Source organism: Chryseobacterium jejuense (genome assembly GCF_017877355.1).
GTDB lineage: Bacteria > Bacteroidota > Bacteroidia > Flavobacteriales > Weeksellaceae > Chryseobacterium > Chryseobacterium jejuense_A.
Map to the genome: position 1 here is coordinate 438,616 of NZ_JAGIPR010000001.1, position 23,742 is coordinate 462,357.

Annotated in this window: 26 protein-coding genes and 4 tRNA genes; 15 read left to right on the forward strand and 15 right to left on the reverse strand. The window is 35.6% G+C overall.

Annotated features, from left to right (window positions below):
• Window positions 1-7 precede the first annotated feature (7 nt).
• A complete protein-coding gene (locus J2772_RS01970) occupies window positions 8-214 on the reverse strand; it encodes a hypothetical protein (RefSeq protein WP_209912827.1) in 207 nt (68 codons plus the stop codon).
• 145 nt (window positions 215-359) lie between these two features.
• Between J2772_RS01970 and J2772_RS01975 the strand changes: the two genes are divergently transcribed.
• Together J2772_RS01975 and J2772_RS01980 are read left to right on the forward strand one after the other, a co-directional pair.
• Entirely contained in the window at window positions 360-1,298 is a 939-nt protein-coding gene (locus tag J2772_RS01975) for a helix-turn-helix domain-containing protein (RefSeq protein ID WP_209912829.1), read from the forward strand.
• Between the two features lie 88 nt (window positions 1,299-1,386).
• Window positions 1,387-2,151, forward strand: a complete 765-nt coding sequence (locus J2772_RS01980; protein ID WP_209912830.1) for an SDR family NAD(P)-dependent oxidoreductase — start codon at window positions 1,387-1,389, stop codon at window positions 2,149-2,151.
• Between the two features lie 95 nt (window positions 2,152-2,246).
• On the opposite strand, the gene J2772_RS01985 is transcribed toward J2772_RS01980, so the two are convergent.
• The 4 genes from J2772_RS01985 to J2772_RS02000 form a co-directional block, all read right to left on the reverse strand.
• Entirely contained in the window at window positions 2,247-2,399 is a 153-nt protein-coding gene (locus tag J2772_RS01985) for a hypothetical protein (RefSeq protein ID WP_209912832.1), read from the reverse strand.
• A gap of 27 nt (window positions 2,400-2,426) precedes the next feature.
• A complete protein-coding gene (locus J2772_RS01990) occupies window positions 2,427-2,621 on the reverse strand; it encodes a bacteriocin (RefSeq protein WP_045497837.1) in 195 nt (64 codons plus the stop codon).
• 30 nt (window positions 2,622-2,651) lie between these two features.
• Window positions 2,652-2,822, reverse strand: coding sequence for a bacteriocin (locus J2772_RS01995; protein ID WP_209912833.1), 171 nt, complete (start codon window positions 2,820-2,822; stop codon window positions 2,652-2,654).
• A gap of 157 nt (window positions 2,823-2,979) precedes the next feature.
• A complete protein-coding gene (locus tag J2772_RS02000; protein ID WP_209912835.1) occupies window positions 2,980-4,128 on the reverse strand; it encodes a methionine aminotransferase in 1,149 nt (382 codons plus the stop codon).
• A gap of 532 nt (window positions 4,129-4,660) precedes the next feature.
• On the opposite strand from J2772_RS02000, the gene J2772_RS02005 reads away from it, so the two are divergent.
• The 8 genes from J2772_RS02005 (at window position 4,661) to J2772_RS02040 (ending at window position 14,082) form a co-directional block, all read left to right on the forward strand.
• Window positions 4,661-5,203: a DUF2867 domain-containing protein gene (locus tag J2772_RS02005; protein WP_209912836.1), complete on the forward strand. Its 543-nt coding sequence runs from the start codon at window positions 4,661-4,663 to the stop codon at window positions 5,201-5,203.
• A gap of 174 nt (window positions 5,204-5,377) precedes the next feature.
• Window positions 5,378-7,267: a DNA topoisomerase IV subunit B gene (locus tag J2772_RS02010; protein ID WP_209912838.1), complete on the forward strand. Its 1,890-nt coding sequence runs from the start codon at window positions 5,378-5,380 to the stop codon at window positions 7,265-7,267.
• 83 nt (window positions 7,268-7,350) lie between these two features.
• Entirely contained in the window at window positions 7,351-7,770 is a 420-nt protein-coding gene (locus tag J2772_RS02015) for a hypothetical protein (protein WP_245365066.1), read from the forward strand.
• Between the two features lie 8 nt (window positions 7,771-7,778).
• A complete protein-coding gene (locus tag J2772_RS02020; RefSeq protein ID WP_209912842.1) occupies window positions 7,779-10,370 on the forward strand; it encodes a DNA gyrase/topoisomerase IV subunit A in 2,592 nt (863 codons plus the stop codon).
• Window positions 10,371-10,404: 34 nt separating this feature from the next.
• A complete protein-coding gene (locus J2772_RS02025) occupies window positions 10,405-11,046 on the forward strand; it encodes a rhomboid family intramembrane serine protease (RefSeq protein WP_209912843.1) in 642 nt (213 codons plus the stop codon).
• Window positions 11,047-11,079: 33 nt separating this feature from the next.
• A complete protein-coding gene (locus tag J2772_RS02030; RefSeq protein ID WP_209912845.1) occupies window positions 11,080-12,168 on the forward strand; it encodes a helix-turn-helix domain-containing protein in 1,089 nt (362 codons plus the stop codon).
• 160 nt (window positions 12,169-12,328) lie between these two features.
• On the forward strand, window positions 12,329-13,114 hold the full coding sequence (locus J2772_RS02035) for an SDR family NAD(P)-dependent oxidoreductase (RefSeq protein WP_209912847.1): 786 nt from the start codon (window positions 12,329-12,331) through the stop codon (window positions 13,112-13,114).
• Window positions 13,111-14,082 (forward strand): NAD-dependent epimerase/dehydratase family protein, encoded by a 972-nt coding sequence (locus J2772_RS02040; protein WP_209912848.1) that lies wholly within the window; start codon window positions 13,111-13,113, stop codon window positions 14,080-14,082. The genes J2772_RS02035 and J2772_RS02040 overlap by 4 nt, the downstream gene beginning before the upstream one ends.
• A gap of 51 nt (window positions 14,083-14,133) precedes the next feature.
• Here J2772_RS02040 and J2772_RS02045 read toward each other — a convergent pair whose 3' ends face one another.
• The 7 genes from J2772_RS02045 to J2772_RS02075 form a co-directional block, all read right to left on the reverse strand.
• Window positions 14,134-15,675, reverse strand: a complete 1,542-nt coding sequence (locus tag J2772_RS02045; RefSeq protein WP_245365068.1) for a lectin-like domain-containing protein — start codon at window positions 15,673-15,675, stop codon at window positions 14,134-14,136.
• A 7-nt stretch (window positions 15,676-15,682) separates the two neighbouring features.
• Window positions 15,683-16,255, reverse strand: coding sequence for a hypothetical protein (locus J2772_RS02050; RefSeq protein WP_209912850.1), 573 nt, complete (start codon window positions 16,253-16,255; stop codon window positions 15,683-15,685).
• A 565-nt stretch (window positions 16,256-16,820) separates the two neighbouring features.
• Window positions 16,821-17,180 carry a DUF4180 domain-containing protein gene (locus tag J2772_RS02055; RefSeq protein WP_209912851.1) on the reverse strand — a complete coding sequence of 120 codons (360 nt, stop codon included), beginning with the start codon at window positions 17,178-17,180 and terminating at the stop codon, window positions 16,821-16,823.
• Window positions 17,181-17,225: 45 nt separating this feature from the next.
• Window positions 17,226-18,074 carry a peptide chain release factor N(5)-glutamine methyltransferase gene (gene prmC / locus J2772_RS02060; RefSeq protein ID WP_209912853.1) on the reverse strand — a complete coding sequence of 283 codons (849 nt, stop codon included), beginning with the start codon at window positions 18,072-18,074 and terminating at the stop codon, window positions 17,226-17,228.
• Entirely contained in the window at window positions 18,075-18,833 is a 759-nt protein-coding gene (yaaA, locus tag J2772_RS02065) for a peroxide stress protein YaaA (protein WP_209912855.1), read from the reverse strand.
• A 4-nt stretch (window positions 18,834-18,837) separates the two neighbouring features.
• Window positions 18,838-19,539, reverse strand: a complete 702-nt coding sequence (locus J2772_RS02070) for a CPBP family intramembrane glutamic endopeptidase (protein WP_209912856.1) — start codon at window positions 19,537-19,539, stop codon at window positions 18,838-18,840.
• Between the two features lie 66 nt (window positions 19,540-19,605).
• On the reverse strand, window positions 19,606-20,217 hold the full coding sequence (locus J2772_RS02075) for an L-threonylcarbamoyladenylate synthase (RefSeq protein WP_089736094.1): 612 nt from the start codon (window positions 20,215-20,217) through the stop codon (window positions 19,606-19,608).
• Between the two features lie 101 nt (window positions 20,218-20,318).
• On the opposite strand from J2772_RS02075, the gene J2772_RS02080 reads away from it, so the two are divergent.
• The 4 genes from J2772_RS02080 to J2772_RS02095 all read left to right on the forward strand — a co-directional run bounded on the left by J2772_RS02080 (window position 20,319) and on the right by J2772_RS02095 (window position 20,724).
• Window positions 20,319-20,391, forward strand: a tRNA-Met gene (locus J2772_RS02080).
• Between the two features lie 38 nt (window positions 20,392-20,429).
• A tRNA-Met gene (locus tag J2772_RS02085) sits at window positions 20,430-20,502 on the forward strand.
• Between the two features lie 38 nt (window positions 20,503-20,540).
• A tRNA-Met gene (locus tag J2772_RS02090) sits at window positions 20,541-20,613 on the forward strand.
• Between the two features lie 38 nt (window positions 20,614-20,651).
• Window positions 20,652-20,724, forward strand: a tRNA-Met gene (locus J2772_RS02095).
• Between the two features lie 297 nt (window positions 20,725-21,021).
• Here the strand turns inward: J2772_RS02095 and J2772_RS02100 are convergent.
• The 3 genes from J2772_RS02100 to J2772_RS02110 form a co-directional block, all read right to left on the reverse strand.
• Window positions 21,022-21,828 (reverse strand): class I SAM-dependent methyltransferase, encoded by an 807-nt coding sequence (locus J2772_RS02100; protein ID WP_209912858.1) that lies wholly within the window; start codon window positions 21,826-21,828, stop codon window positions 21,022-21,024.
• Window positions 21,829-21,883: 55 nt separating this feature from the next.
• A complete protein-coding gene (locus J2772_RS02105) occupies window positions 21,884-22,141 on the reverse strand; it encodes an Ada metal-binding domain-containing protein (RefSeq protein WP_209912859.1) in 258 nt (85 codons plus the stop codon).
• A gap of 152 nt (window positions 22,142-22,293) precedes the next feature.
• Window positions 22,294-23,007 (reverse strand): 2OG-Fe(II) oxygenase, encoded by a 714-nt coding sequence (locus J2772_RS02110; RefSeq protein ID WP_209912861.1) that lies wholly within the window; start codon window positions 23,005-23,007, stop codon window positions 22,294-22,296.
• Window positions 23,008-23,194: 187 nt separating this feature from the next.
• On the opposite strand from J2772_RS02110, the gene J2772_RS02115 reads away from it, so the two are divergent.
• Complete coding sequence (locus tag J2772_RS02115; RefSeq protein WP_209912863.1) at window positions 23,195-23,641, forward strand: GNAT family N-acetyltransferase; 447 nt, start codon at window positions 23,195-23,197, stop codon at window positions 23,639-23,641.
• Window positions 23,642-23,742: the final 101 nt, after the last annotated feature.

A 23,742-nucleotide genomic window follows, 5' to 3' on the forward strand; every position in this document is an offset into this window, starting at 1 on the left:
TTGATGATTACTCTATAGTGATGGGTGCCGGTCTGCATTCTTTTTGTCCGCAGACAGGAGAAATAATGGTACAGCCATTGGGATATGGAGATTCACATGGTTCATATGGAGTTGGGCAAAGTATCGGCTCCATACAGTTAAGGAGTCCCCCTCTAATAGTTGTAAGTTCTTTTTTGTTCAGCTTTTTACCGAACTGTAAAAAATGATTTCCCATGGCTTTGATTTTTAGTGAGTTAGTTGAATGCTAATGTAGTGAAAATATTCATTTGTATATCACTTGTTGTAGAAAAAATGGAATAAATATTTTTACTTTTATTAAAAATCAACTTTGTATATTTGAATTTTACAACTGATTGATTATGGAGAAAATAGTGCATTCCTCGTTAGAAGATTTTTATAGGGAAATGACTGCCAAGCTGGGGAAAAGCCTGGAAGATATTTTTCCTAAGGGCCTCCATAAAGATCTCGGACACTTTAATGTATTTGATATTGCACAAACTATTGAAAGAGTAAAAGCTACTTCCGAAATGCCCTATAACAGGCGAAAGTATTATAAAATTAGCTTAATAAGAGGGAAAAACAGAGCAGAGTATGCCGATAAGATTATTTCAATAGAAAAAAACGCACTGTTGTTTGCCACTCCTAAGGTTCCTTACCATTGGATTCCGGAGGATGCACAGCAGTCGGGAAGTTTTTGTGTATTTACTGAAGACTTTTTCATGAAAGAAACCTCTTATAATACCCTGGAAAGTCTACCTATTTTTCAGCCGGGAGCCATTCCTGTATTTGAAATTGAAGATGAATTGGCAGATGAAATAGAACTTCTTTTTAAAAAAGTAAAAAACGAAATAGATTCAGATTATCTATTTAAATACGATCTGATCAGAAATTATGTCTGGGAACTGATTCACTATGGCCAAAAGCTGCAGCCTGCCACCAAAATCTCAATATCAAAAGATGCTTCCATGAGAGTGGTGTCTTTATTTATAGAATTATTGGAAAGACAGTTTCCCATAGAACCCCTAGAGCAGAGATTACAACTGAGAACTGCAAATGACTATGCCGAAAGGTTGTCCGTACACGTCAATTATCTTAATAAAAGACTAAAAGAAAGTACCGGAAAAACCACCACAGAATTTATTGGTGACCGAATTATTCAGGAAGCAAAGATTCTTTTAAGACAAACCCAATGGAATGTTTCAGAGATATCCTATACTCTCGGTTTTGAAGAAATAGCCCACTTTTCAAACTTTTTTAAAAGAAAAACATCATTTACCCCTTTAGAATTCCGTTCATGATTTGAATTTTGCAAATTTCGGATTGATTCAGGTAAATCTTTTCTGCTGTAAATATTTCAACTTTGTATCAGTAAAAACAACCAAAAATATGGAAACAAAGACAAAAATAGTATTAGTAACCGGAGGCAACAGGGGTTTGGGTAAAAATTCAGCCCTTAAGATCGCCGAAAAAGGACTGGATGTTATCATTACGTATAGAAGCAATAAAGAAGAAGCTGAAGCAGTTGTTCATGAAATAAAGGCTACGGGCAGAAATGCTGCAGCGTTTCTGCTGGATACAAAAGACCGTAAAAGCTTTGATGCATTTGTGAAGAATGTCACAGGCTATTTAGAAGAGACAACCGGAAGTTTACATATTGATTATCTTATCAATAATGCCGGAACAGCATTATATTCACCTATTGCAGAAGTTACAGAAGAGCAGATGGATGATATGGTAGACATTCATTTCAAAGGAGTGTTTTTCTTAACTCAAAAACTATTGCCTTTCATTAATGATGGTGGGGGTATTATTAATATCTCTTCAGGATTGGCAAGATTTGCAACACCCGGTTCTTCAGTCTATGGATCAGTAAAAGCAGGAGTAGAGATGCTGACTAAATATATGGCCAAAGAATTGGGATCAAGAAAGATTAAGGCCAATGTAGTGGCTCCGGGAGCCATTGAAACGGATTTCGGGGGTGGAAGAGTAAGAGATAATAAAGAGATCAATGAAATGGTGGCTGGTGCTACAGCTTTAGGTAGAGTAGGTCTTCCTGATGATATTGGTGGAGTAGTCGCATTCCTTTGTACTGATGATGCCGGATGGATCAACGGACAACGAATTGAAGCTTCAGGAGGAATGTTTTTGTAAAATCCTCTTCTCTGGATTTAAAATCTTTATTAATTATAAAAAAGTCTATCTCAAACAGAGATAGACTTTTTAAATATAATGTAAGAGTTGTTAAATTAAGGAGTTTTGCATTCCGGCTCCCCACAAAATCTTCCGTACTGTATGCATTCTGGATAGCCTTCCGGCCGACAGATTCTTAATCCACCTTTGATGGTGCCCAATTGTTTTTTGTTCAATTTTCTTCCGTTAAGCTGAATATTGTTTTTCATAGTTTAGATTTTATAAATGGTTTGTTATTAAGGTCTGCATATTTTTTGTCCACAATAAGGAGAAATCATAGCACAGCCGTTCTCATCAACATTTGAGTGGCATGGCTCCATATGAGGCAGGCAGATCTCCTGAGCAGGCATACAATTCAGTAGACCTCCTGCAATGGTTTTTAATTCTTTTTTACTGAGCTTTTTTGCTTTTAAAGAAGTTTGATTTTTCATATAGTGATATTGAGATGTATGGTTGTAAAATTAATTCCAAGGTTCTATTGGCTGGTCTGGTTTACATTGATCTTCTGCACACTTCGGGTGATATTGTCTGCATCTTAATGAAGGATCAAGACACATCAAAAGACCTCCATTGATGCTTCTTAGCTCTTTTTTATTAAGTTTCTTTCCTTTTAATAATGTTTTGTTTTTCATGATTCTGATTTTTAATGAGTTAGTTATTACGAATATATGAAAAATTTCAATAGTAAATCACTTATTTGAGAAAAAATAAATATATTACTTTCTTTTTTGTTCTTGAAAATAAATATTATTTAATAGTAGATTAAAAACAGCTCTGTTATCCTAACAATTATATTTTTGAAAGATTCTCTAAAGCTTTTTCCAATGTTTCCTGTTTCTTAGCAAAACACAGTCTGATAACATTTTCATTCAGCTTGTTTTTGTAAAATGATGAAAACGGAACACTGGCTACTTTGTGATTGATGGTGAGTTCACTGGCAAAATCAAAATCATTTTTGTCCGAAATTTTAGAGTATTTTACAGCCTGGAAATAGGTTCCTTCACAATCCAATAGTTCGAAAGAAGTCCCGGAAAGTCCTTTTCTAAGGAAATCTCTTTTCTCCTGAAAGAACTGATTAAGGTGAAGATAATGTTCATCGTTTTTCATATACTCAGCCAAAGCAAGCTGAATGGGAGTGTTAACACAAAAAACATTGAATTGATGTACCTTTCTGAACTCATCCGTTAAAGCTTTGGGAGCAGCACAATATCCTACTTTCCAGCCTGTAACATGAAAAAGCTTTCCAAATGAAGCCACAAGAAGACTCCTTTCCTTAAGTTCAGGATATTTACAGATGCTTAAATGCTGTTTTCCATCAAAAACAATATTTTCATATACTTCGTCACTTAAAATAAGGATCGAAGTCCCTTTTACCAATTGAATCAGCTCTTTAATATCCTCTTCTTTTAATATTTTCCCTGATGGATTGTTTGGATTATTAAGGATAATCATTTTGGTTTTATCGCTTATCAGGCCTTTTACAGCAGTCCAGTCGATTTGAAAATCTGGAGCTTTCATTTCAAACCGTTTTACAATACCTCCAAAAAGCTCAATGGTAGGCTCATAGCAATCGTAGGCTGGTTCAAAAATAATCACTTCATCATCTTTTTTGATAAAAGCAGCAATAGTAGTGAAAATAGCTTGGGTTCCTCCTGCGGTAACCGTTATTTCCGTATCAGGATGATATACAGTCTGATGGCTGTTCTCAATTTTTCTTGCAATTTCTTCCTTTAAGCCAATCATTCCTCCCAAGGGTGCATATTGATTAAAACCTTTTTTCACAAAGTGATCTACATTATTTAATAATTCGGGATCCGGCATAAAATCAGGAAATCCTTGAGAAAGGTTAATCGCTTCATTTTCATTGGCAAGCTGTGTCATTTGACTGAAAATAGTAGTTCCTACATTGGAAAGTTTCGATAAAGGAAGTTGTATCATAAAAACAGATTTTGTTGATACCGAATTTAATGAATTATTTAAAACGCTGTTCATTTAAATATTTCTATTATAATCTATATGCCTAAACAAAATAATTCTTGGCATTTAAAAATTATTTTAGATATCTGTGTAATCAGAAAATTTTAGGTTGGAAAGCGCAATAGCGCAAAGAATTAATCATACAGACCATATTTAAGGCGCAAGAGAATCCAAGATTCTCAGCAGGGAAACACCTTCACAAGACTTCTATTACCATATTTTATACATTAGTAAAAATTATTCGTGAATTCGTGGCGATTATAAAAGCATATTTTAGCAGTATACAATTTTATCGGAGATAAAATCCTTCCACCTTAAAAGCAGTTATTCAAAAAAACTTAGCGTCCTCGCGTTATTCCAACAAATATTCTTAGAAATTTCAAGCACAAAAATGTTTTTTAAACATTTGTTTGAAGAATGTAACTTTTTGCTTTTAAATATGTTCGATGATGTTTATATTTGTTATGCTAAAAATAATATAGAACCAATGACAATGAAAATTAAGAAGATTGAGTTTCCGGCAAAATCCATTTTGTCGCAGGGAAAAGAAAAGTTTGATTATACGGATAGCTTTGCAGGCGGACTGGTAGGAAATGGACAGAATTTCGATATTACCCAAATCGGAAAAGCTTTTTTTACAAGTGGGCCAACATGGGGAAAGAAAATGTTTGCTTTCAGAAACAAGATGGTGGGATTGTTTGGTTTAAAAACAGGTGCAGAGACTGAGCCGATGAAAGAAGCTGACAGTTTTACTTGTGAAGTAGGAGAGCGTGTAGGTATTTTTAAGGTTTTTAATAAAACCAGTAATGAGATTGTTCTTGGTGAGGATGATAAACACCTGGATTTCAGGGTTTCTCTTTTATTTGATAAAAACCAGGGTGGGCAGGATGAAAATTCTTTAACGATTTCCACTACGGTTAAGTTCCATAACTGGCTGGGAGTATTATACTTTTTACCGGTACGCCCCTTTCATAAACTCATTGTTCTGGCAATGCTGAAAAATATAATAGGCAAACTGGAAAGTATTAAACAATAATTTCAGAGGATAAATGTCGGAATAAAGACATTTATCCTTTATTTTTTGTTCAATTAAGTCTACTTTTTGTGATACGAATCCTGATTTCAGGAAGAATGTTGATAAAAAAATGAAAACTAAAATTCGGATAATTTTGGACAATTTCGTACTTTTGTATGTTTGCTGAAATCATATATGTCACAAGAAATAAATCTAACCTACTCCGAAGAGAATATTAGAACCCTCGATTGGCAGGAACATATCCGTCTGCGTCCCGGCATGTACATCGGGAAGCTGGGGGACGGGTCCTCTGCCGATGATGGTATTTACATTTTGCTTAAAGAAATCCTGGATAACTCCATTGATGAGTTTAGGATGAGATCCGGGAAAAGAATTGAAATAAAGCTGGATGACGGCAAGGTTACTATTCGTGACTTTGGCCGTGGAATTCCGCTGGGAAAAATGGTTGATGCCGTTTCCAAAATGAATACCGGAGGTAAGTACGACAGTAAGGCGTTTAAGAAATCTGTCGGATTGAACGGGGTGGGTACAAAAGCGGTAAATGCACTTTCAGAATACTTCAGAGTACGTTCTTTCCGTGATGGAATGATGAAAGTGGCAGAATTTTCCCGTGGTATGATCAAAGAAAACTTTGATGAAAAAGAAACTTCAGACAGAAACGGAACTGAAATTTCATTTATTCCCGATGGTGAAATCTTCCTGCATTTCAAGTACAGAAAAGAGTATATCGAAAGAATGCTCCGCAACTATGCGTACCTGAACCCGGGACTGAAAATAGTATTCAACGGCGAAACTTATTTTTCTGAAAATGGTCTGAAAGATCTTTTGGAAGAAGAACTGGAAAGCGATATCCTGTATCCGATCGTTCATTTAAAGGATGAAGATATTGAAGTTGCCATTACCCATTCTGATAAATCACAGACGGAGACTTATTTTTCATTCGTTAACGGGCAGAATACTACACAGGGTGGTACTCACCTTAATGCTTTTCGTGAAGCGTATGTGAAAACAATCCGTGAGTTTTTCAATAAAAATTTTGATGCTTCTGATATCAGAAAATCAATCATTGCAGCCATTTCCATTAATGTGGAAGAACCGGTTTTCGAATCTCAGACCAAAACAAAGCTGGGATCTAATGATATGGGACCTAACGGGCCAACCGTAAGAACCTTTATTATTGATTTTCTAAAAAGCAAGCTGGATAATTTCTTACATAAAAATCCTGAAATAGCAGAGGGAATTCAAAGAAAGATTCTGATCTCTGAGAGAGAGAGAAAAGAGCTTTCAGGAATCCAGAAGCTGGCAAGAGAAAGAGCTAAAAAAGTATCCCTTCACAACAAAAAACTGCGTGACTGCAGACAGCATTATAACGACCAAAAAGCTGAGAGAAAAGGAGATACGCAGATCTTTATCACCGAGGGAGATTCCGCATCCGGATCAATCACTAAGTCAAGAGATGTAGAAACACAAGCGGTATTCTCATTAAAAGGGAAACCTCTGAACTGCTACGGATTGACGAAGAAAGTGGTGTACGAAAATGAAGAATTTAATCTCCTTCAGGCTGCTTTAAATATTGAAGAAAGTTTGGAAGACCTGAGATACAATCAGGTAATTATTGCAACCGATGCCGATGTGGATGGAATGCACATCCGTCTGTTGATGATTACATTCTTCCTGCAGTTCTTCCCGGATCTGATTAAAAATAATCACCTTTATATCCTTCAGACCCCATTATTCAGGGTTAGAAATAAAAAAGAAACAAGATATTGCTACTCAGAAGCAGAAAGAGTAAAAGCCTTGAATGATTTAGGAAAGAATCCTGAAATTACCCGATTCAAAGGTTTGGGAGAGATTTCTCCTGATGAATTTAAGCATTTCATAGGAAAAGATATCCGTTTAGAACCGGTAGTAATAGGAAAAGATCAGACCATAGACCAGTTACTGGAATTTTATATGGGTAAAAATACACCGGACAGACAGACTTTCATTCTTGAGAACCTGGTAGTGGAAGATGATACTGACATAGATAAAAAGCACATTCTTGATGAAGTAAGCAGCCAATAACTGATGAACACCAGATAAGAATCACAATGAGATTAAGTAACCGTAGTAAAACATCATTTTATAACTTTATAAACACACTGTTGATGATGATAGCAGTGTTTGGAATAATAGGGTTTTTAGCCAATGAATACAGATTTAATGTATTAGGAGTTGAAAGCTATTTGATGATAATTGTTCCCATATTATTATTAGTAATCTTTCATCTTACCGGGCGACAGATTTTTGAATACGACAGTGATGGTGAAGCGCTGCATTTTAAGAACAGGAATATCATTCCTTTTTTAAACAAGCCTCTTCACGATGAATTTCCAAAATATAAACTGGTAAAATATGACGTAATCAGTATTTTCTTCGTCAAAAGACTATACATTACCGTCTCAAGTAAGAATAATGGGTCTACCATTCTGAAATATCAGATTTCTTATTTAACAAGAAAAGAAGTAAACGATTTAAAACTCTCTCTGAATAAAGTTGTAAAAGCTAATAAAGAGAAAAAAGATTAATATAACAGATGACGACAGAAGAATATTCGCATGAGGGTGAAAGCTTGAAGAAGGTTTCCGGTCTATATAAAGACTGGTTTCTGGATTATGCTTCCTATGTAATTTTGGATAGGGCGATTCCTTCGATATATGACGGGCTAAAGCCTGTTCAGCGAAGAATTATGCACTCTATGCGAGAACTGGAAGATGGCCGTTACAATAAGGTGGCCAACATCGTGGGAAATACCATGAAGTATCACCCTCACGGTGATGCCTCCATTACAGACGCCATGGTGCAGATCGGGCAGAAAGAATTGCTGATCGATACTCAGGGAAACTGGGGGAATATCTATACAGGAGACTCTGCCGCCGCCGCGAGGTATATTGAAGCAAGACTGACTCCTCTAGCATTAGAAGTCGTCTTTAACCCGAAAACTACAGAATGGACAAAATCCTATGACGGCAGAAATAACGAACCCATTGATCTTCCGGTAAAATTCCCATTGCTTCTTGCACAGGGAGTGGAAGGAATTGGAGTAGGACTTTCCACAAAGATCCTTCCGCATAACTTCAATGAGCTTATTAATGCTTCTGTAGCTTATTTAAAAGGAAAGAAATTTGAGATCTATCCGGACTTTTTAACAGCCGGTTATCTGGATGTATCGGAATACAATGATGGCCACAGAGGCGGAAAGGTAAGAGCCAGAGCTAAAATCACCCAGACAGATAAACATTTGCTGGTGATCTCTGAACTTCCTTATTCCAAAACAACAAGTGATCTGATTGATTCTATCCTAAAAGCGAATGAGAAAGGAAAGATCAAGATCAAGAAAATTGAAGACAATACGTCCGATAAGGTTGAGATCCTGATTCATATTCATAATGATGTATCTCCGGATAAAACAATTGATGCCTTGTATGCCTTTACAGACTGTCAGGTAACGATTTCTCCGAATGCCTGCGTGATTGTGGGGGATAAACCAATGTTCCTGAATGTTTCCGATATTCTGAAAACGAATACGGATCACACGGTATCATTGCTGAAGAAAGAGCTTGAAATAGAACTTCATGAGCTTCAGGAAAGCTGGCATTTCTCTTCATTGGAAAGGATTTTCATCGAAAACAGGATCTATCACGATATTGAAGAAGTAAAGACCTGGGAAGATGTTCTGAAAACTATTGACAAAGGATTAAAGCCTCATACCAAACATCTTTTAAGAGCGGTAACAGAAGAAGATATTCTAAAATTAACAGAGATCAGAATCAAGAGGATTTCAAGATTCGATTTAGATAAATTTAAAGAAAATATTGCCTCTCTTGAAGGAAAAATAGAGCAGGTAAAACATCATCTTGCCAATCTGATTGCGTATGCTATTGAATATTATCTGAATATCCAGAAGAAATACGGAAAAGACAAGCAGAGGAAAACAGAACTAAGAATCTTTGATACCATTGATGCAACCAAAGTAGCTGTTGCCAATGAGAAGTTCTACGCCAACTTTGAAGAAGGCTTTATCGGAACTTCACTGAAAAAAGATCAGTATATGTTCGACTGTTCGGATATTGATGATATCATTACTTTCAGAAAAGATGGTAGCATGAAGGTGGTAAAAGTGGAGGCCAAAACATTTATCGGAAAAGATATTCTTCACGTTGCTATATGGAAGAAAAACGATAAAAGAACAGTGTATAACATGATCTACCGTGAAGGCAGAGAAGGACCTTACTATATGAAGCGTTTCTCTGTAACAGGAGTAACAAGAAATACAGATTATCCGTTAGCTTCAGATAAGAAAGGCTCAGAAACATTATATTTCTCAGCCAACCCGAATGGTGAAGCGGAAACGGTTACCGTTCTTTTAAAGCCCAATCCGAGAATCAGAAAGAATAAAATGGAGATCAATTTCTCTGATCTTGCTATCAAGGGACGTGATTCCAAAGGAAATCTGGTAACCAAATATGCAGTGAAGAAAGTAGACCTTAAAGAGGAAGGTGTTTCTACATTGGCTCCAAGAAGAATATGGTTTGATGATACCGTAAGAAGGCTGAATGCTGATGTAAGAGGTACTCTGCTGGGGAGCTTCAAAGGAGATGATAAAATTCTAACGATTAATACCAATGGAGAGGTAAAACTCGTTTCTTTTGATTTAGGAAACCGTTTTGATGATGAATATCTGGTATTGGAAAAATGGAAGCCTGAACAACCTATTACGTGTATTTACTATGATGGAGAAAAGGATATTTATTTCATTAAAAGATTCTTACTGGAGAATACTGTAAACATACAGACCTTCATGCCATCTGAGCATCCGAAATCATTTATAGAGAATGTAATCGTAGCGAATGATGTAACAGCAGAAATTATTTTTGCCAAAGATAAAGGGAAAGAACGAGATCCGGAAACCATTAATATAGACGAATTCATTGCCGTAAAAGGAATTAAGGCAATAGGTAACCAGTTTACGAAATTTAAAGTGAAAGCCATCAATATTACCATTCCTGAACCTGTAGAAGAGGAACCGGAAGTATATGAAGATCCGGAGCCAACCGGGGATATGGATGAAGAAGGTGGAATTATCGGAGATTTGTTCCAGGAAGACGGAGCTAATGAAACTGAATAGAACTTATACTTAAGAATAAAATAAAAAACATCAGATGGATATATTGGTTTTAATTATTATTGCGGTCACTTGTGTATTTAGTTACATGGGATTCAACAATACGGCTTTATTTGAAAAATATAAATTCAATGTAGGAGCCATTGCCAACCGCAAAGAATATATAAGGCTGATAAGCTCTGCATTTTTACATGCAGATTTTATGCACCTGTTTTTTAATATGCTGTCCTTATACTTCTTTCAGGGAGTGGTGGTTCATTTCTTTGGAGAAATTGGATTCTTAATTATTTATTTTGGATCAATGATCCTTGGAAACTTATTCAGTTTACAGATTTATCAGAAACAGCCTTGGTATTCTGCGATCGGAGCTTCAGGTGCCGTTTCGGGAATCATTTTTGCTTCCATAGCGATGGCACCGAATGAAATCAGTGTGAATTTCTTACCCGGATGGTTATTTGGAACTTTGTACTTCGGATATTCAGTATACATGATGCTGAATCCTAAGCAATGGGATAATCTGGGCCATGCTGCTCACCTTGGAGGAGCCTTTTTTGGGCTAGTGTACTCTATCGTACTTCATCCGCAACTGGCTATGACTAATATTTTATACCTTGGAGTCATGTCATTACCGCTGATTTATCTGGGATACCAAATTTTTGTCAGGAAACGAATCGGATAAAAAGACTATTTTTAATCTAAAATATCAAAACCAATGAACACATTAGAATTAAACAGTTTCATCGTGATACTTATCTATGGTTCATTGGTTTTGCTTTCTCTACTCAACATTGCCAACCCTTTAATGGGGAACAGGAAAGCCAATTTCTGGTTTGGAATCTTTCTCTTTCTCTGGTCCACATTCTGGTTAGATGAGATTCTTTTTCTGATCACCGGTTCACCCATTGAGTTTCACTCCTTATTTTTGGTTCGGATGGTACAGTATCTTACTCCCATCTTTTTTTACTTCAGCGTATTATTTTATACCAATCCTTCTTTCAGATTTAAAATAACAGATGTAAAGTTTCTGTTGTTACCGGCAGCATTCGTGATATGCCTTGTATTGGTTAGAATAGGTTATACAAGACCTTTCGAGTCTTTGAGCATTATTCTTATTTTGGTTCAGGCCTTGTTTTATACCTTACTTTCTTATATCACCATCAGAAAACATCAAAGAAAGATTCAGCAGTTTTCTTCCAATACTGAAGGAATCAATCTGAACTGGCTGGAATACATTATTCTTGTGATTCTTGCTGTGAATATTATCTATGTAGTGTATAACCTGTTTTATGACCCCAAATCATTAAACTTCTTTATCAATGCTGTATTCCTCTTGGTCATTTATTGCGTGGGCTACTATTCTTTAAAACAGAAAGAAATTTATCCATTGGAAGAAAAGCAGCGTGAGGAATTAATCTCTATTCAGGATGATTCTGATTCTGAAGAGGTAAAAAGAAAGCTGATGCCTAATGAAGAGCTGGAAAGAATCAAAACACAGCTTGAAATTATTATGGAAACTCAGAAACCTTATTTGGACAGCGAACTGAACCTTATTAAGCTGGCTGAAATGGTATCTGTTTCTACTCATCATTTATCCTATGTGATCAATACCGGTTTTCAAAAGAACTTTTTCCAATACGTGAATGAATTCAGAGTTGAATATGCTAAACAGCTTCTTAAAGATTCCGAGAGTAAATTATCCATTCTGGGAATAGCTTACGAGTCAGGTTTCAATTCTAAAACTTCTTTCAATACTACTTTCAAAAAAGTGACCGGACAAACCCCTTCCGAGTTTAAAAAATAAGTTCCGGTTTATAAACTTTTACTTCTGAAATAGATTTAATTAATTATATATCAGCCTGTTGTGTTGTTTCTGTTTTTTAATTGAAAATAGGTTCGTTCAGATAACCCGGAACATTCGAAGGACATTTCTACGATAGCTTTGTACTGTAAAATTTAATCTTATGGATACCAAAGAATCATATGCTGTGGTTACAGGAGCAAGTCAAGGGCTGGGAAAAGCTTTTGCTGAAAACCTGGCAGAGAAAAATATCAATCTTATTCTGGTAAGTCTTCCCAATCAGAATTTAAAAGAACTTTCCCGGGAGCTTGAAGAAAAGTATCATATAAAGGCCCATTGCTATGAAGTAGACCTTTCTGTCAATGAAAATGTGATGAAGCTTACAGAATGGCTTAATTCGTCTTTTAATATCTATATTCTAATCAATAATGCAGGTCTTGGAGGAACGAAAAAGTTTACCGAGGCCACTTCGGACTATATCAACACGATTTTGCAGGTGAATGTTACCGCTACATCGCTTATCACTCATCAATTACTTCCTAATCTTTTAAAGCAGCCTAAGGCTTATATTTTAAACGTTTCAAGTATGGCAGCATTTTCTCCAATAGGGTTTAAGACGGTATATCCCGCTTCCAAAAGTTTTATTCATTCCTTTTCAAGAGGGCTTTATGAAGAATTAAAAGATACCAATGTTTTTGTAAGTGTTGTGAACCCCGGGGCGATGAAAACCAATGCTGATGTTTGTAAAAGAATAGAAAAACAAGGCTTTTGGGGCAGACTGACGCTTTTAAATCCGGATAAAGTAGCAGCTCGTTGTATTCGGCAGTTATTTAAAAAAGATTCCGTAATTATGGTCAATCCAATAAGCTGGCTGGTGATGAGGGTGCTTCCGATATGGATTAAACTTCCCCTGATGACCCAAGCTATAAAAAGAGAGATCAAAGCATGAAAAAAGTTTTTGTAACCGGAGCAACCGGGCTTCTGGGAACCAATATTATCATTAAATTATTACAAAATGGTTATTCTGTTATTGCTCTGGTGCGCCAGAAAAGCAAGTATCTGGGCGAAGAAAATGAAAACCTGAAGCTGATTGAAGGGAACCTGACTTCTGATCTTTCATCATACCTTACAAATATTGACTGTATTATTCATATAGCTGCAGAAACAAGTCAGAACCTGATTCGTTATGAAGACTATAAAAAAATAAACTACGATATCACTGTAAACTTGTTTTCCCAATCAGAAGCCTGTGGGGTAAGAAAGTTTCTGTTTGTAAGTTCAGCCAATACCATTGGATATGGAAGTGAAAAACAACTGGGAAATGAAAGAGAGCTTCAAAAATATCCTTTTACAGAATCTTTTTATGCACAGAGCAAGTTGGAAGCTGAAAATTATCTTTTAGAGAACCATAAGAATACGGAAATCATCATTCTGAATCCTACCTTCATGATTGGAGCTTATGACACAAAACCCAGTTCCGGGAAACTGATCTTCTGGGCCTGGAAAAAGAAGCTGATCTTTTACCCTAAAGGAGGAAAGAATTTTGTTCATGTGGAAGATGCAGCCAACGGAATATTAAATGCTATTGAAAAAGGAAGAACCGGAGAAAAATACCTTTTAGCTAATGAAAATTTAAGCTACAGAGTATTTTTTAATAAAATAAACCGAATTACCAAACAAAATCCAATCATGATAGCCATTCCTCATAGGTTTTTAAGCTTCCTTGGATTGATTGGTGATGGTTTGAGAAAATTAAAGATAAAAACAAACCTCAGTACTGCCAATATGCAAGCACTTCAGATCAGAAACTATTATTCTCATCAGAAATCAGTAGAGGAGCTCGGGATTCAATATCAGCCTATTGATAAAGCAATCGAAGATGCTGTTCAGTATTTTATGAAAAGCAATAGGAATTGATTTTCATTTCGATAATAAAAAAACCAGCTTTTAAAAGCTGGTTTTATCAAATTATTTTGTTATTGTCTGAGTTACATTTCTGTTGGAAATAACGCAGGCTTTGCTACAGTTATTTGTACTTGAAATATTAACCTGTACCAGTGCCGGCAATGATCTGTATTCTTCCTTATTATAAGGAGCTTCAGTACCATTGCTTCCACCTCCTTTAATATCATATTGAATTTGGGCAACTCCGGTAAATCCACTCGCAGGCCTAAAAGAAAGCGCTCCGGTAGTGGATGAATAGATCCATGTTCCTTGGCTGTTGGTATAAACACCACCTGTTATATTCGGAATCACAGCCCCATTGTTATCCAAAAATCGGAATGAATTAAAATCAAGGTTATTATATGAAAGTGTTGGCAGATTTTGACCACCTGCTGAAGAATAAGCCGCATCATTAAGCAAAGGATAATATATTGACTTGATTCCGGGGCAACCTGCAAACAGGTCATCCGTTACTTCGGCAGCGTAAGGTCTTGTAACTCCTAAGTTTTTCAATAAATGAATATTTTTGGCAGCTCCAGTGGAAGCAGCAAACCCAATTCTGAAAGTAGAAGGGGCGGAAGTATCCAGAGTTCTTACCGTAGAGTTAGATATAGTAGTTTCAGTATATTTCAGAGAAGTTGGGTAGTAATAATTATCAATCACTTTCTCCTTCACGTTTCCGTGCTGTATTTCCAGGGTTATATTGTAACCGCCGGCAGGATTGGGAACCAAAACGACATATGCTTTACGGAATCTTATATCATTTTCATTTTGAGGAATTGTAGTTCCTCCGCTTTCAATACTGAATTGCTGAAGAGTCGTATTTTTAATGCCAATATATTTTCCTGTGTTGGTGTCCAGATAAGCAGATCTATTGTTACTGGAAGGGGAAGCATTGGTTGCTATACTGTAAAGCAATGGGTAACCATTATATCCTGCAGGTTCAGCCGACGATAGATATTGGTTTCCACGCTTACCTCTTAAAGAAACATTGCTTCGCCCATCGGCTAATCCAACTCCAAATATTCCATTTCTGATTCTTTCACTCTGGTTAAAGCTTGTTTTAAAATTTCCAAATTCATCCAGCCCTATTCCAAGATAGGCTCCTCTCAGTCCTTCTGTGGATTCCCGACCTCGTACAAAACTATATCCTAATCCTCCTCCAAAATATCCGAGATTAAGCTGATTTTTAGGGATAGATCCATCTACCAGGAAGATAGAAATGCCATCTCCTCCGTTAGTATTTCCACCATAAATGGCAAATTCAAATTCGAATTTAATTCCCTGGTCACTTTTGAATATCTTATCAGCCAGGATAACTCCTCCTGAAATATTATTTAGGCTGCGGGTTAGTCGTAATCCGTCTGTGGTAAAGGTAGCGTCATTCTGGACACCGCTTGTTGCAACTTTATAAGCTTCCTGAGGCTGTAATCCCTCTGTAAAGTTGACAAAATAGGGATATCCGGTTCCTTGTTCATTTTGTGCCTGAATATTTTGTGCAAAAATGAATAATGGGAAAATAAGTAAAAACCTTTTGTATCGTACAATTGAGGTACTTTTTATCATAACTCAATTATTTGACAACAAAAACAATATTGATAAAAGAACAGTCTGTAGCTGCTGCTTTTACATCATACCTCATTACACCATCATCAGAAATAGTAATATTACTGAATACATTAGGATCAGCATCAGTTACATAATAATAAAGATCTTTGCTGGAAGGAAAAAAAGGAATGGACGCAGGAGCACTGGTACTTTTTGCTCTTGGAGATCCGAACTGAGCTTTATACAGTGTGTATAAATCTTTAGTTCTACCAGTTGCAGTGGTAGAAGTATCAAAAGAAACACTAGGCATGTAAAACATTTTTACAGCATTATTGCTAATACATAACCAATCTGGGCTGGTTGGTGTTCCTACATTCTGGCTTAAACATTTCTTATCAGTATCATAAATAAGAAGTGAATTGGCCGGATTGGAAATAGCATCTCTTTTGGCAGTAGTAAGTCTTGGTATCAGCATTCCTTTACTTTGACTGTAGATATCAAGGGCTGCACTGGCGTCTGGCGTAGATGTGTTTATCCCTATCTGTGCAAATGAAAATGAACTTACTAAAACGATCGGTAGAAATAATTTTTTAATCATGATGTTCTTAATAATTTTTATCTGTGTACTTTATGTTTTTTTTAAATGGTTATGTTTTTAGTTAGGAATAATCTTCTTGAGGCTTAATTCCATAAAGGAAATAAGTATCTCTTACAGTTCATTAAAACAATGAATTGGAATGTTCAAAAAATGACATAATGAGGCCTTTTATTTCAAAAGCCAATAACAGATGTAACAATGATGTCTCCTAAAGAAACATGCTATGTTTAACCTGTAAAGTCGAAAAGATAAATTGAGTTAAGTGGCTGTGTAAGCCCTTAAATAAGTAAGATTCATATTCCCTCGTGTTTTTTGTAAATATACGAATAAAATACTTGTAGGCTTGCTTTTAGGAGGTGAAATTTTAATTCATCTTCAATGATTAATTTAATTATTATATTTCAGTTTAAATTTTTATATAATAAATAAATTATTTAGATTATTTTTAATGTGTAAATCTTTATGTTTTATTAAAAAATCTTAAAAATGAGCCATAGTGACATGTATAAATTGGAGAAAATACTGGAAAATTCTCCTTTTTTTATCTAAAGAACTGAAAAATAGTCTAGTTTGAAAAATTAGTCAAAGCTTCATCCAACGTTTCTACAAAATTGACATGTCTTGTCTTATTACTTTCAAAAATAAAATCCTTCATGCTTTTGCTTTCGTACTTGCTGAAATCCCCAACAATAGCCAATCCGATACGGTAATTAGAGAATTTTTGCAGTATTTCTCCTGCAATTTTGGTTTTCAGATCAAAGAAATCAGGAGTAATGTTTTTTTCATAAACAATTACTTTATTGAACCCCTGATAATAGATATTTCCCATGAGATCCAACCCATCTTCTGCAGATTGAATGATGATTTGATCCGAAGTAACTTCCGCAATCTTTATATTTCCGGCATTGTGTGGTTTGATGACCATGATTTCTGTGATAGAAGGTTAGGTTTTTATGAGAGATAAAATTACTTATTTTCTTCCATAAATAAACCGGTCATTTTCAGATAAGTCTTTTAATAACTGTACATTGGAGAAATAATTATATAATTCTAATGTTTCAGGTCCTAATTTTTGATTGATTTCTAAAAATAAAAGTCCATCACATTTCAGATATTCTCTGGAATCCTCTGCAATTTTTCTGTAAAAGATCAAAGCATCAGAAGTAGGAGAGAATAGCGCCATGGTAGGTTCAAATCCTTTTACGGAATTCTCGATCTCTGTTTCTTCCTCAATGCCTATATAAGGTGGATTTGAAATGATAATGTCATATTCTTCAATGAGCCGGGTATTCAGATAATCTGCATGAATAAACTGAACATCAAGATGATGATATATTGCATTACGCTTTGCCGTTTCCAGTGCCTTTTCAGAGAAATCTATAGAAGATACTTCCGCTTCCGGAAAATGTTTTTTCAAAACCAAAGGAATCACACCGCTTCCCGTACCAATATCAAGAATCTTTAATCCAGAACCTTTATTTTCTAAATTTTGAATCTCCCGGATCGCTATTTCCAAAAGTTCTTCTGTTTCAGGACGCGGAATTAAGACATGTTCATCCACAAAAAATGTCATTCCATAAAACTCCGTTTCCCCAAGAATCTGTTGGTAAGGTCTTCCGGTTTTTAACTCGGTGACCAGATGGCAAAGCTTTTGTTCATACTCTATCAGAAGCTCCTGCTCTGAAAATCTTCTCTGCTCAAACGAGTCAAAACCTGCTATTTTCTGAATACATATTGAAGCTAAAAAAGCACTTTCCGACTCAGTATAAAGATCGGAAAGTGCTGTTTTGAAATATTTTTTTAATGCCGATATTGTCATTTATCTTGTGAAAACCAGTTTAGTGTCAGTAGATTTTTCTTCATTAATTCTGTATCCTTCATAATTGAAGGCTTTTACATCATCCAACGTCTGAGCATTGGTTTCTGCACAGAATCTTACCACAAGACCTCTTGCATGTTTGGTATAGACTACAATCGTTTTCAGTTTACCTTCTTTCAATTCATAAAAATCAAAATCAATTACTTTATGGTTCAGCTTTTTCCTGTCAATTACTTTTCCATATTCATTGCTGGCCAAATGAAGCAGGATTTCTCCTTTTTTCATTTCAGTATTCAGCTGTTCAGTGATTTTCTCTCTCCAGAACTCATATAGGTTTTTATACTGATCGAACTCAAAGTGACGACCCATTTCCAGCCTGTAAAGCATTACTTTATCAGATGGTTTAAGAAGACCATATAATCCGGAAAGCATTCTGTAGTTTTTTTGAAGATAATCTACCGCAGTTTTATCAAGTGTTTTGGCATCTAGCCCTCTGTATACTTCTCCTGTAAAGGCAAACATAGCAGGTGCAGATTCTTTAGCTGTAGGTTTGGATTTCCATTTTTGATTTCTTTCCCAGTTTTCATCAGCCAGTTTAGGCGAGATCTCCATAAGTTCGGAAAGGTATTTTGGTGATTTTTCTTTTAAATAAGTTTGTATAAAAGCTGCATCTTCAATGAATTTAGGGGTAGTGGATTTCAACAGGTCTGTTGAATTTTCTACGTTCATTAATTTTGCAGGTGATGTTACAATTTTCATAATGTTAAAATACAGATAAATGTTTAAAATCAATAAAATTCATAGCCATCAGAGTGACAAAGTCAATCATAAAATGACAGACAATAAGAATTTTAATATTTGAATATTTTTTATAAAACATAGCAAAAACGACTCCAATAAAGAAAGGTACTACTACCTGACCAATGGTTCCGTAAGTGCTGTGGAGAATTCCGAATAAAGCGGCAGACACTAAAATCCCGGCCAACGGACTGTTGTATATTTTCTCAATCCTTGGCTGTATATACCCCCGCATAAGAAGCTCCTCTACAGCACCGGCTGTAAAACAGGTAAAAATAATTAAAAAATAATCATTTTTAAAGAGGGAAGTGAATTGCAGAATTTTGCTGCCATCTTCTTTATGGATTAAAAACTGAATTAATCCATTCAAAATAGCTCCTCCGAAAACACAGACCAAATATAAAACGATCACAGCCTTGATGTTGAATGAAATTGAATACTTCTTTTCTGTTTTAAGTAAAAAAGAACCTTTTTCAATAAAAAGACTGTACAGAAATGTGATAAGTAAAACGGCCCATATGGCAATTCTGCTAAGAGAGAAAGTATTTCCCATAACAGTTTTTGCTCCTGTAATCAGCATGATTACAGGGAAAACATACAGCATCACGATGCCTAAAAGCACAAATGTGAGCAGAATTCCTATAGAATATTTTCCATTAAGCCCCATAAAACCTATCAACTGTAATGCTTACATTAAATTAGAAAGTGAATAGTAAACGTCAAAAATTTTGAATTAGATAATTCCTTTTCCCTGACGGATAATTTCAGGTTCTCCTGAAGTAAGATCTACAATAGTTGATGCTACATTATCTCCATATCCGGAATCAATAACAATGTCTACCAAATGGTCGTATTTTTCAGCAATCAATTCAGGATCTGTAGAGTATTCGATAATTTCATCATCATCTCTGATAGAGGTTGAAGCAATAGGATGTCCCAATTTTTCAACAATTAATTGCGGAATCGGGTGATCCGGTACACGGATCCCAATTGTTTTATGTCCTTTATAAGCTAAAGGTAAACTTTTGTTGGCCTCAAGAATAAATGTAAATGGCCCGGGAAGATGACTTTTCAGAAACCTGAAAACTGAAGTATCAATAGGCCTTGTAAAGTCGGAAAGATGACTCAGATCATTACAGATTATCGAGAATTTTGACTTTTCAAGTTTTAATTTTTTCAGTTGAGCCAGCTTTTCCATGGCTTTTATATCAAAAATATTACAGCCAAGCGCATAAATTGTATCTGAAGGATAGATAATCAATCCGCCATTATTTAATGTTTTAATGACTTCATTCACAAGATTTTCCTGTGGGTTGTCGGGATAAATTTTTAATATCTTTGCCATAAAACAAAGATACAAATAATAAAATAGTTTTCATAAAAGTCCTTTATTTAAAAGAAAAATTAGGATTTGTGAAAAATATTCGTACCTTTGCAATCCAATATCGCGGGATGGAGCAGTAGGTAGCTCGTCGGGCTCATAACCCGAAGGTCATCGGTTCGAGTCCGGTTCCCGCTACTAAGTAAGTGTTTTCGGTAAACACTCTAAAAATACACCGCGGGATGGAGCAGTAGGTAGCTCGTCGGGCTCATAACCCGAAGGTCATCGGTTCGAGTCCGGTTCCCGCTACTAAGCAAGTGCTTTCGGTAAGCACTCTAAAAATACACCGCGGGATGGAGCAGTAGGTAGCTCGTCGGGCTCATAACCCGAAGGTCATCGGTTCGAGTCCGGTTCCCGCTACTAAGTAAGTGCTTTCGGTAGGCACTCTAAAAATACACCGCGGGATGGAGCAGTAGGTAGCTCGTCGGGCTCATAACCCGAAGGTCATCGGTTCGAGTCCGGTTCCCGCTACTAAACGAGAGAAGTAATTTGATATTGCTTCTCTTTTTTTATTTCCTGTTATGAATTTTTCGCATATTTTACTAATGATACAAGTTGATTAATACTTCTACCAGCGTCTTCGTCATGGCGAACAAAGTGAAGCAATCTCAATTTTGAAAATAGGTTGGAAGGTGCAAAGTTGTTTTTTTATATGTATTAGTTTTTAAGGCGCAAGGAGTTTATTTATTCGTGTATTTGTGGCAAAAATATTGTGTCTGTTTTCTATCTCCAAGAAACCGGATGAAATCTTTGGTAGTCCAGAAAATATTAATCGTTTTTCTTCGTAGCTACTACAGAATAAACCATAGGGATTTTATCTTCTAAATGGGCTATTCTATATTTTTTAGGTTCAAATTCAACGGTTCCATTGAAACAATTGTAAGGAGAGTAATCAAATTCATCAAGGCTGTTGATTTCAAGTCCATTTTTGATAAGACTGTTCATTACTTCGCTTAATCCATGGTTCCACATAACATAAGATTGAGTGATGTCAGCGTTTCTGTCTGCATAAGTTCCGCTTTCAGTTTCTACGATAGCTCCCGAATTAAAATATCTGTATCCTACAGTCTCAAAATTGTCATCAAACATCCAAACTACGGGATGGAATTCAACAAATACAAGTTTTCCGTTGGGTTTTAGAAAATGTGAAATAACTTTTGCCCATTGATCAAGATCCGGTAACCAGCCAATAGTTCCATAGCTGGTAAAAACAATATCAAACTGCTTGTCCAGATGATTAGGCAGATCATAAACGTCAGTGCAGATAAATTGAGCGTTTGAATTTGTATCATTCGCCAGTTTCTGAGCACTTTCAACCGCTTTATCAGATAAATCAATTCCTGTAACATCCGCTCCAAGCCTGCTAAGAGAAATGGTATCCTGTCCAAAATGACATTGTAAATGTAAAACTGATTTTCCTTTTAAATCTCCTAATAGGTTCAGTTCAATATTATTTAAGGAGTTTTTTCCTTTCAAAAATCCATCCACATCATAAAATTCAGAATTGATATGAGCTTCGGTTCTGTTATTCCATGAGCTCTTGTTAATTTCTATATAGTTATTCTCCGGGTTCATTTTGTAATTAGTTTTTAATGAATATGAAAGCTACTAATTTACATAAAATTTATGTTTATTTTAAATGATAGATTTGTTGCCATTTCCACTGCTGATATTCATTTCTCATACAATGAGCACAGGGACGATATCCATTTTGTAAAGCTTCAGATTCATCAGTAAAAAAAATTCTGTTGTCTCTTTTCATTCTTTTTCCTGATCTACAGTCAAGCAATCCGTAGATTTTCAGGTTTTTATTTCCACCCAGACGAATTTCCTCTTTCCGGATTTTACTTCTTAGTTCGGTATCTGAGATTTGTGAATGTAATTGCATATTTTTAGTAGGAAGCTGGAGGCTGGAAGAGGGAAGTTCTTGAAGCCTGAAGTTTGAATATTGCTGTATTGTAACTAATTGAATTAAATTGGTGTTATGGATTTTCTGTCTACTATTAACTTCCATCCTCACGCTTCCATCTTCCATCCCAATCAATTCTCTGCATCATGGAAAATAATTCCCAATGCATAACGTTTTCCTGTTTTCACTTCACTTACACCATGTTTCATATTGATCCTGTAATATCCTTTTGTTCCTTTTTCAGGTTTAAAATTGGTGGTGAATATAAGGACATCTCCTTTTTTAGGTTTTAAAACAATGGCTTTGGATTGTGCTCTTGGAACCTGCTGGGTAAGGACAAACTCTCCACCTGTAAAATCATGTTCTGGTTCGCTAAGCATCAATACAATTTGAATGGGAAAATAAAGCTCTCCGTATAAATCCTGATGTAAAGTATTGAAGCCTCCTTCCCCATATTTCAAAATCAGGACAGTAGCTTTTTGTTGATTGTTGGCATGGCATTGCTGTAAAAAAATCTGATGCTCTAATGGGAAAGATGTATTTATATTCAAGGCTTTGAACCATGTGTTGGCAATGGGAGCAAGATGCGAATAGATATGAGTGCGTAGGGTCTGGAGTAATTCCGGCAGTGGATAATTAAAATATTTATATTCACCCAGACCGAAACGATGCCGCGCCATTACAACAGTTTTGCGATAGCGTTCAGGTTGATCGTAATCAATACTCAGTTTATCACATTCCTCATTTAATAATAGATTGGGAATAATTGCATATCCGTTTTTATGCATAGATTCTGTAATAGACTGCCAGTCTGTATTTTCAATTCTTTGGAGTAGATCTGTCATTATTTTGCTTTTATAGAGCAAAGTTCTGAAGTTATAGGGAAGTATAAAATCCAAAACATGCGGTATTTGGGAATATTCTTACATCTGGGTATAGGCTTACTGGACTATCTTTATAACTTAAAACTGGATGGCGATTATAGTCCTGTTTAAAGATACTTTTGCAGTGTTAATCAAAATAAATATAACAATGAATTACACGATTAAAAAAGCAAGTCTTGAGGATCTTAATGAAACTGCAGAATTATTTAATCTTTACCGTATTTTTTACAGACAGGAATCTGATCTAGAAAAAGGAAAAGCATTTCTTAAAGAAAGATTTCTGAATAGTGAGTCAGATATCTTCCTTGCATGGATAGATGGAAAAGCAGTGGGATTTGTACAGCTTTACAAACTGTTCCATTATACTAAATTACAAAAACAATGGCTGCTGAGCGACTTATTTGTACACCCTGATTATAGAGGAAAAGGACTTTCTGTAGCATTAATTGATCGCAGTAAACAATGGTGTGAGGAAACAGGAGCTTGCGGACTAATGCTTGAAACTGAGAAAACCAATGAAATCGGAAATATACTATATCCTCGTTGTGGATTTGAATATGACGGACTACACAATTATTACCACTGGTGGAAATAGACAAAAAATGAAAGTTGGTATGAGATGATAATTTTTTCCGTTATTAGTTATTTATACGTAATGATGAGTAGTATTATTTCTACAATTACCAATATTTAATT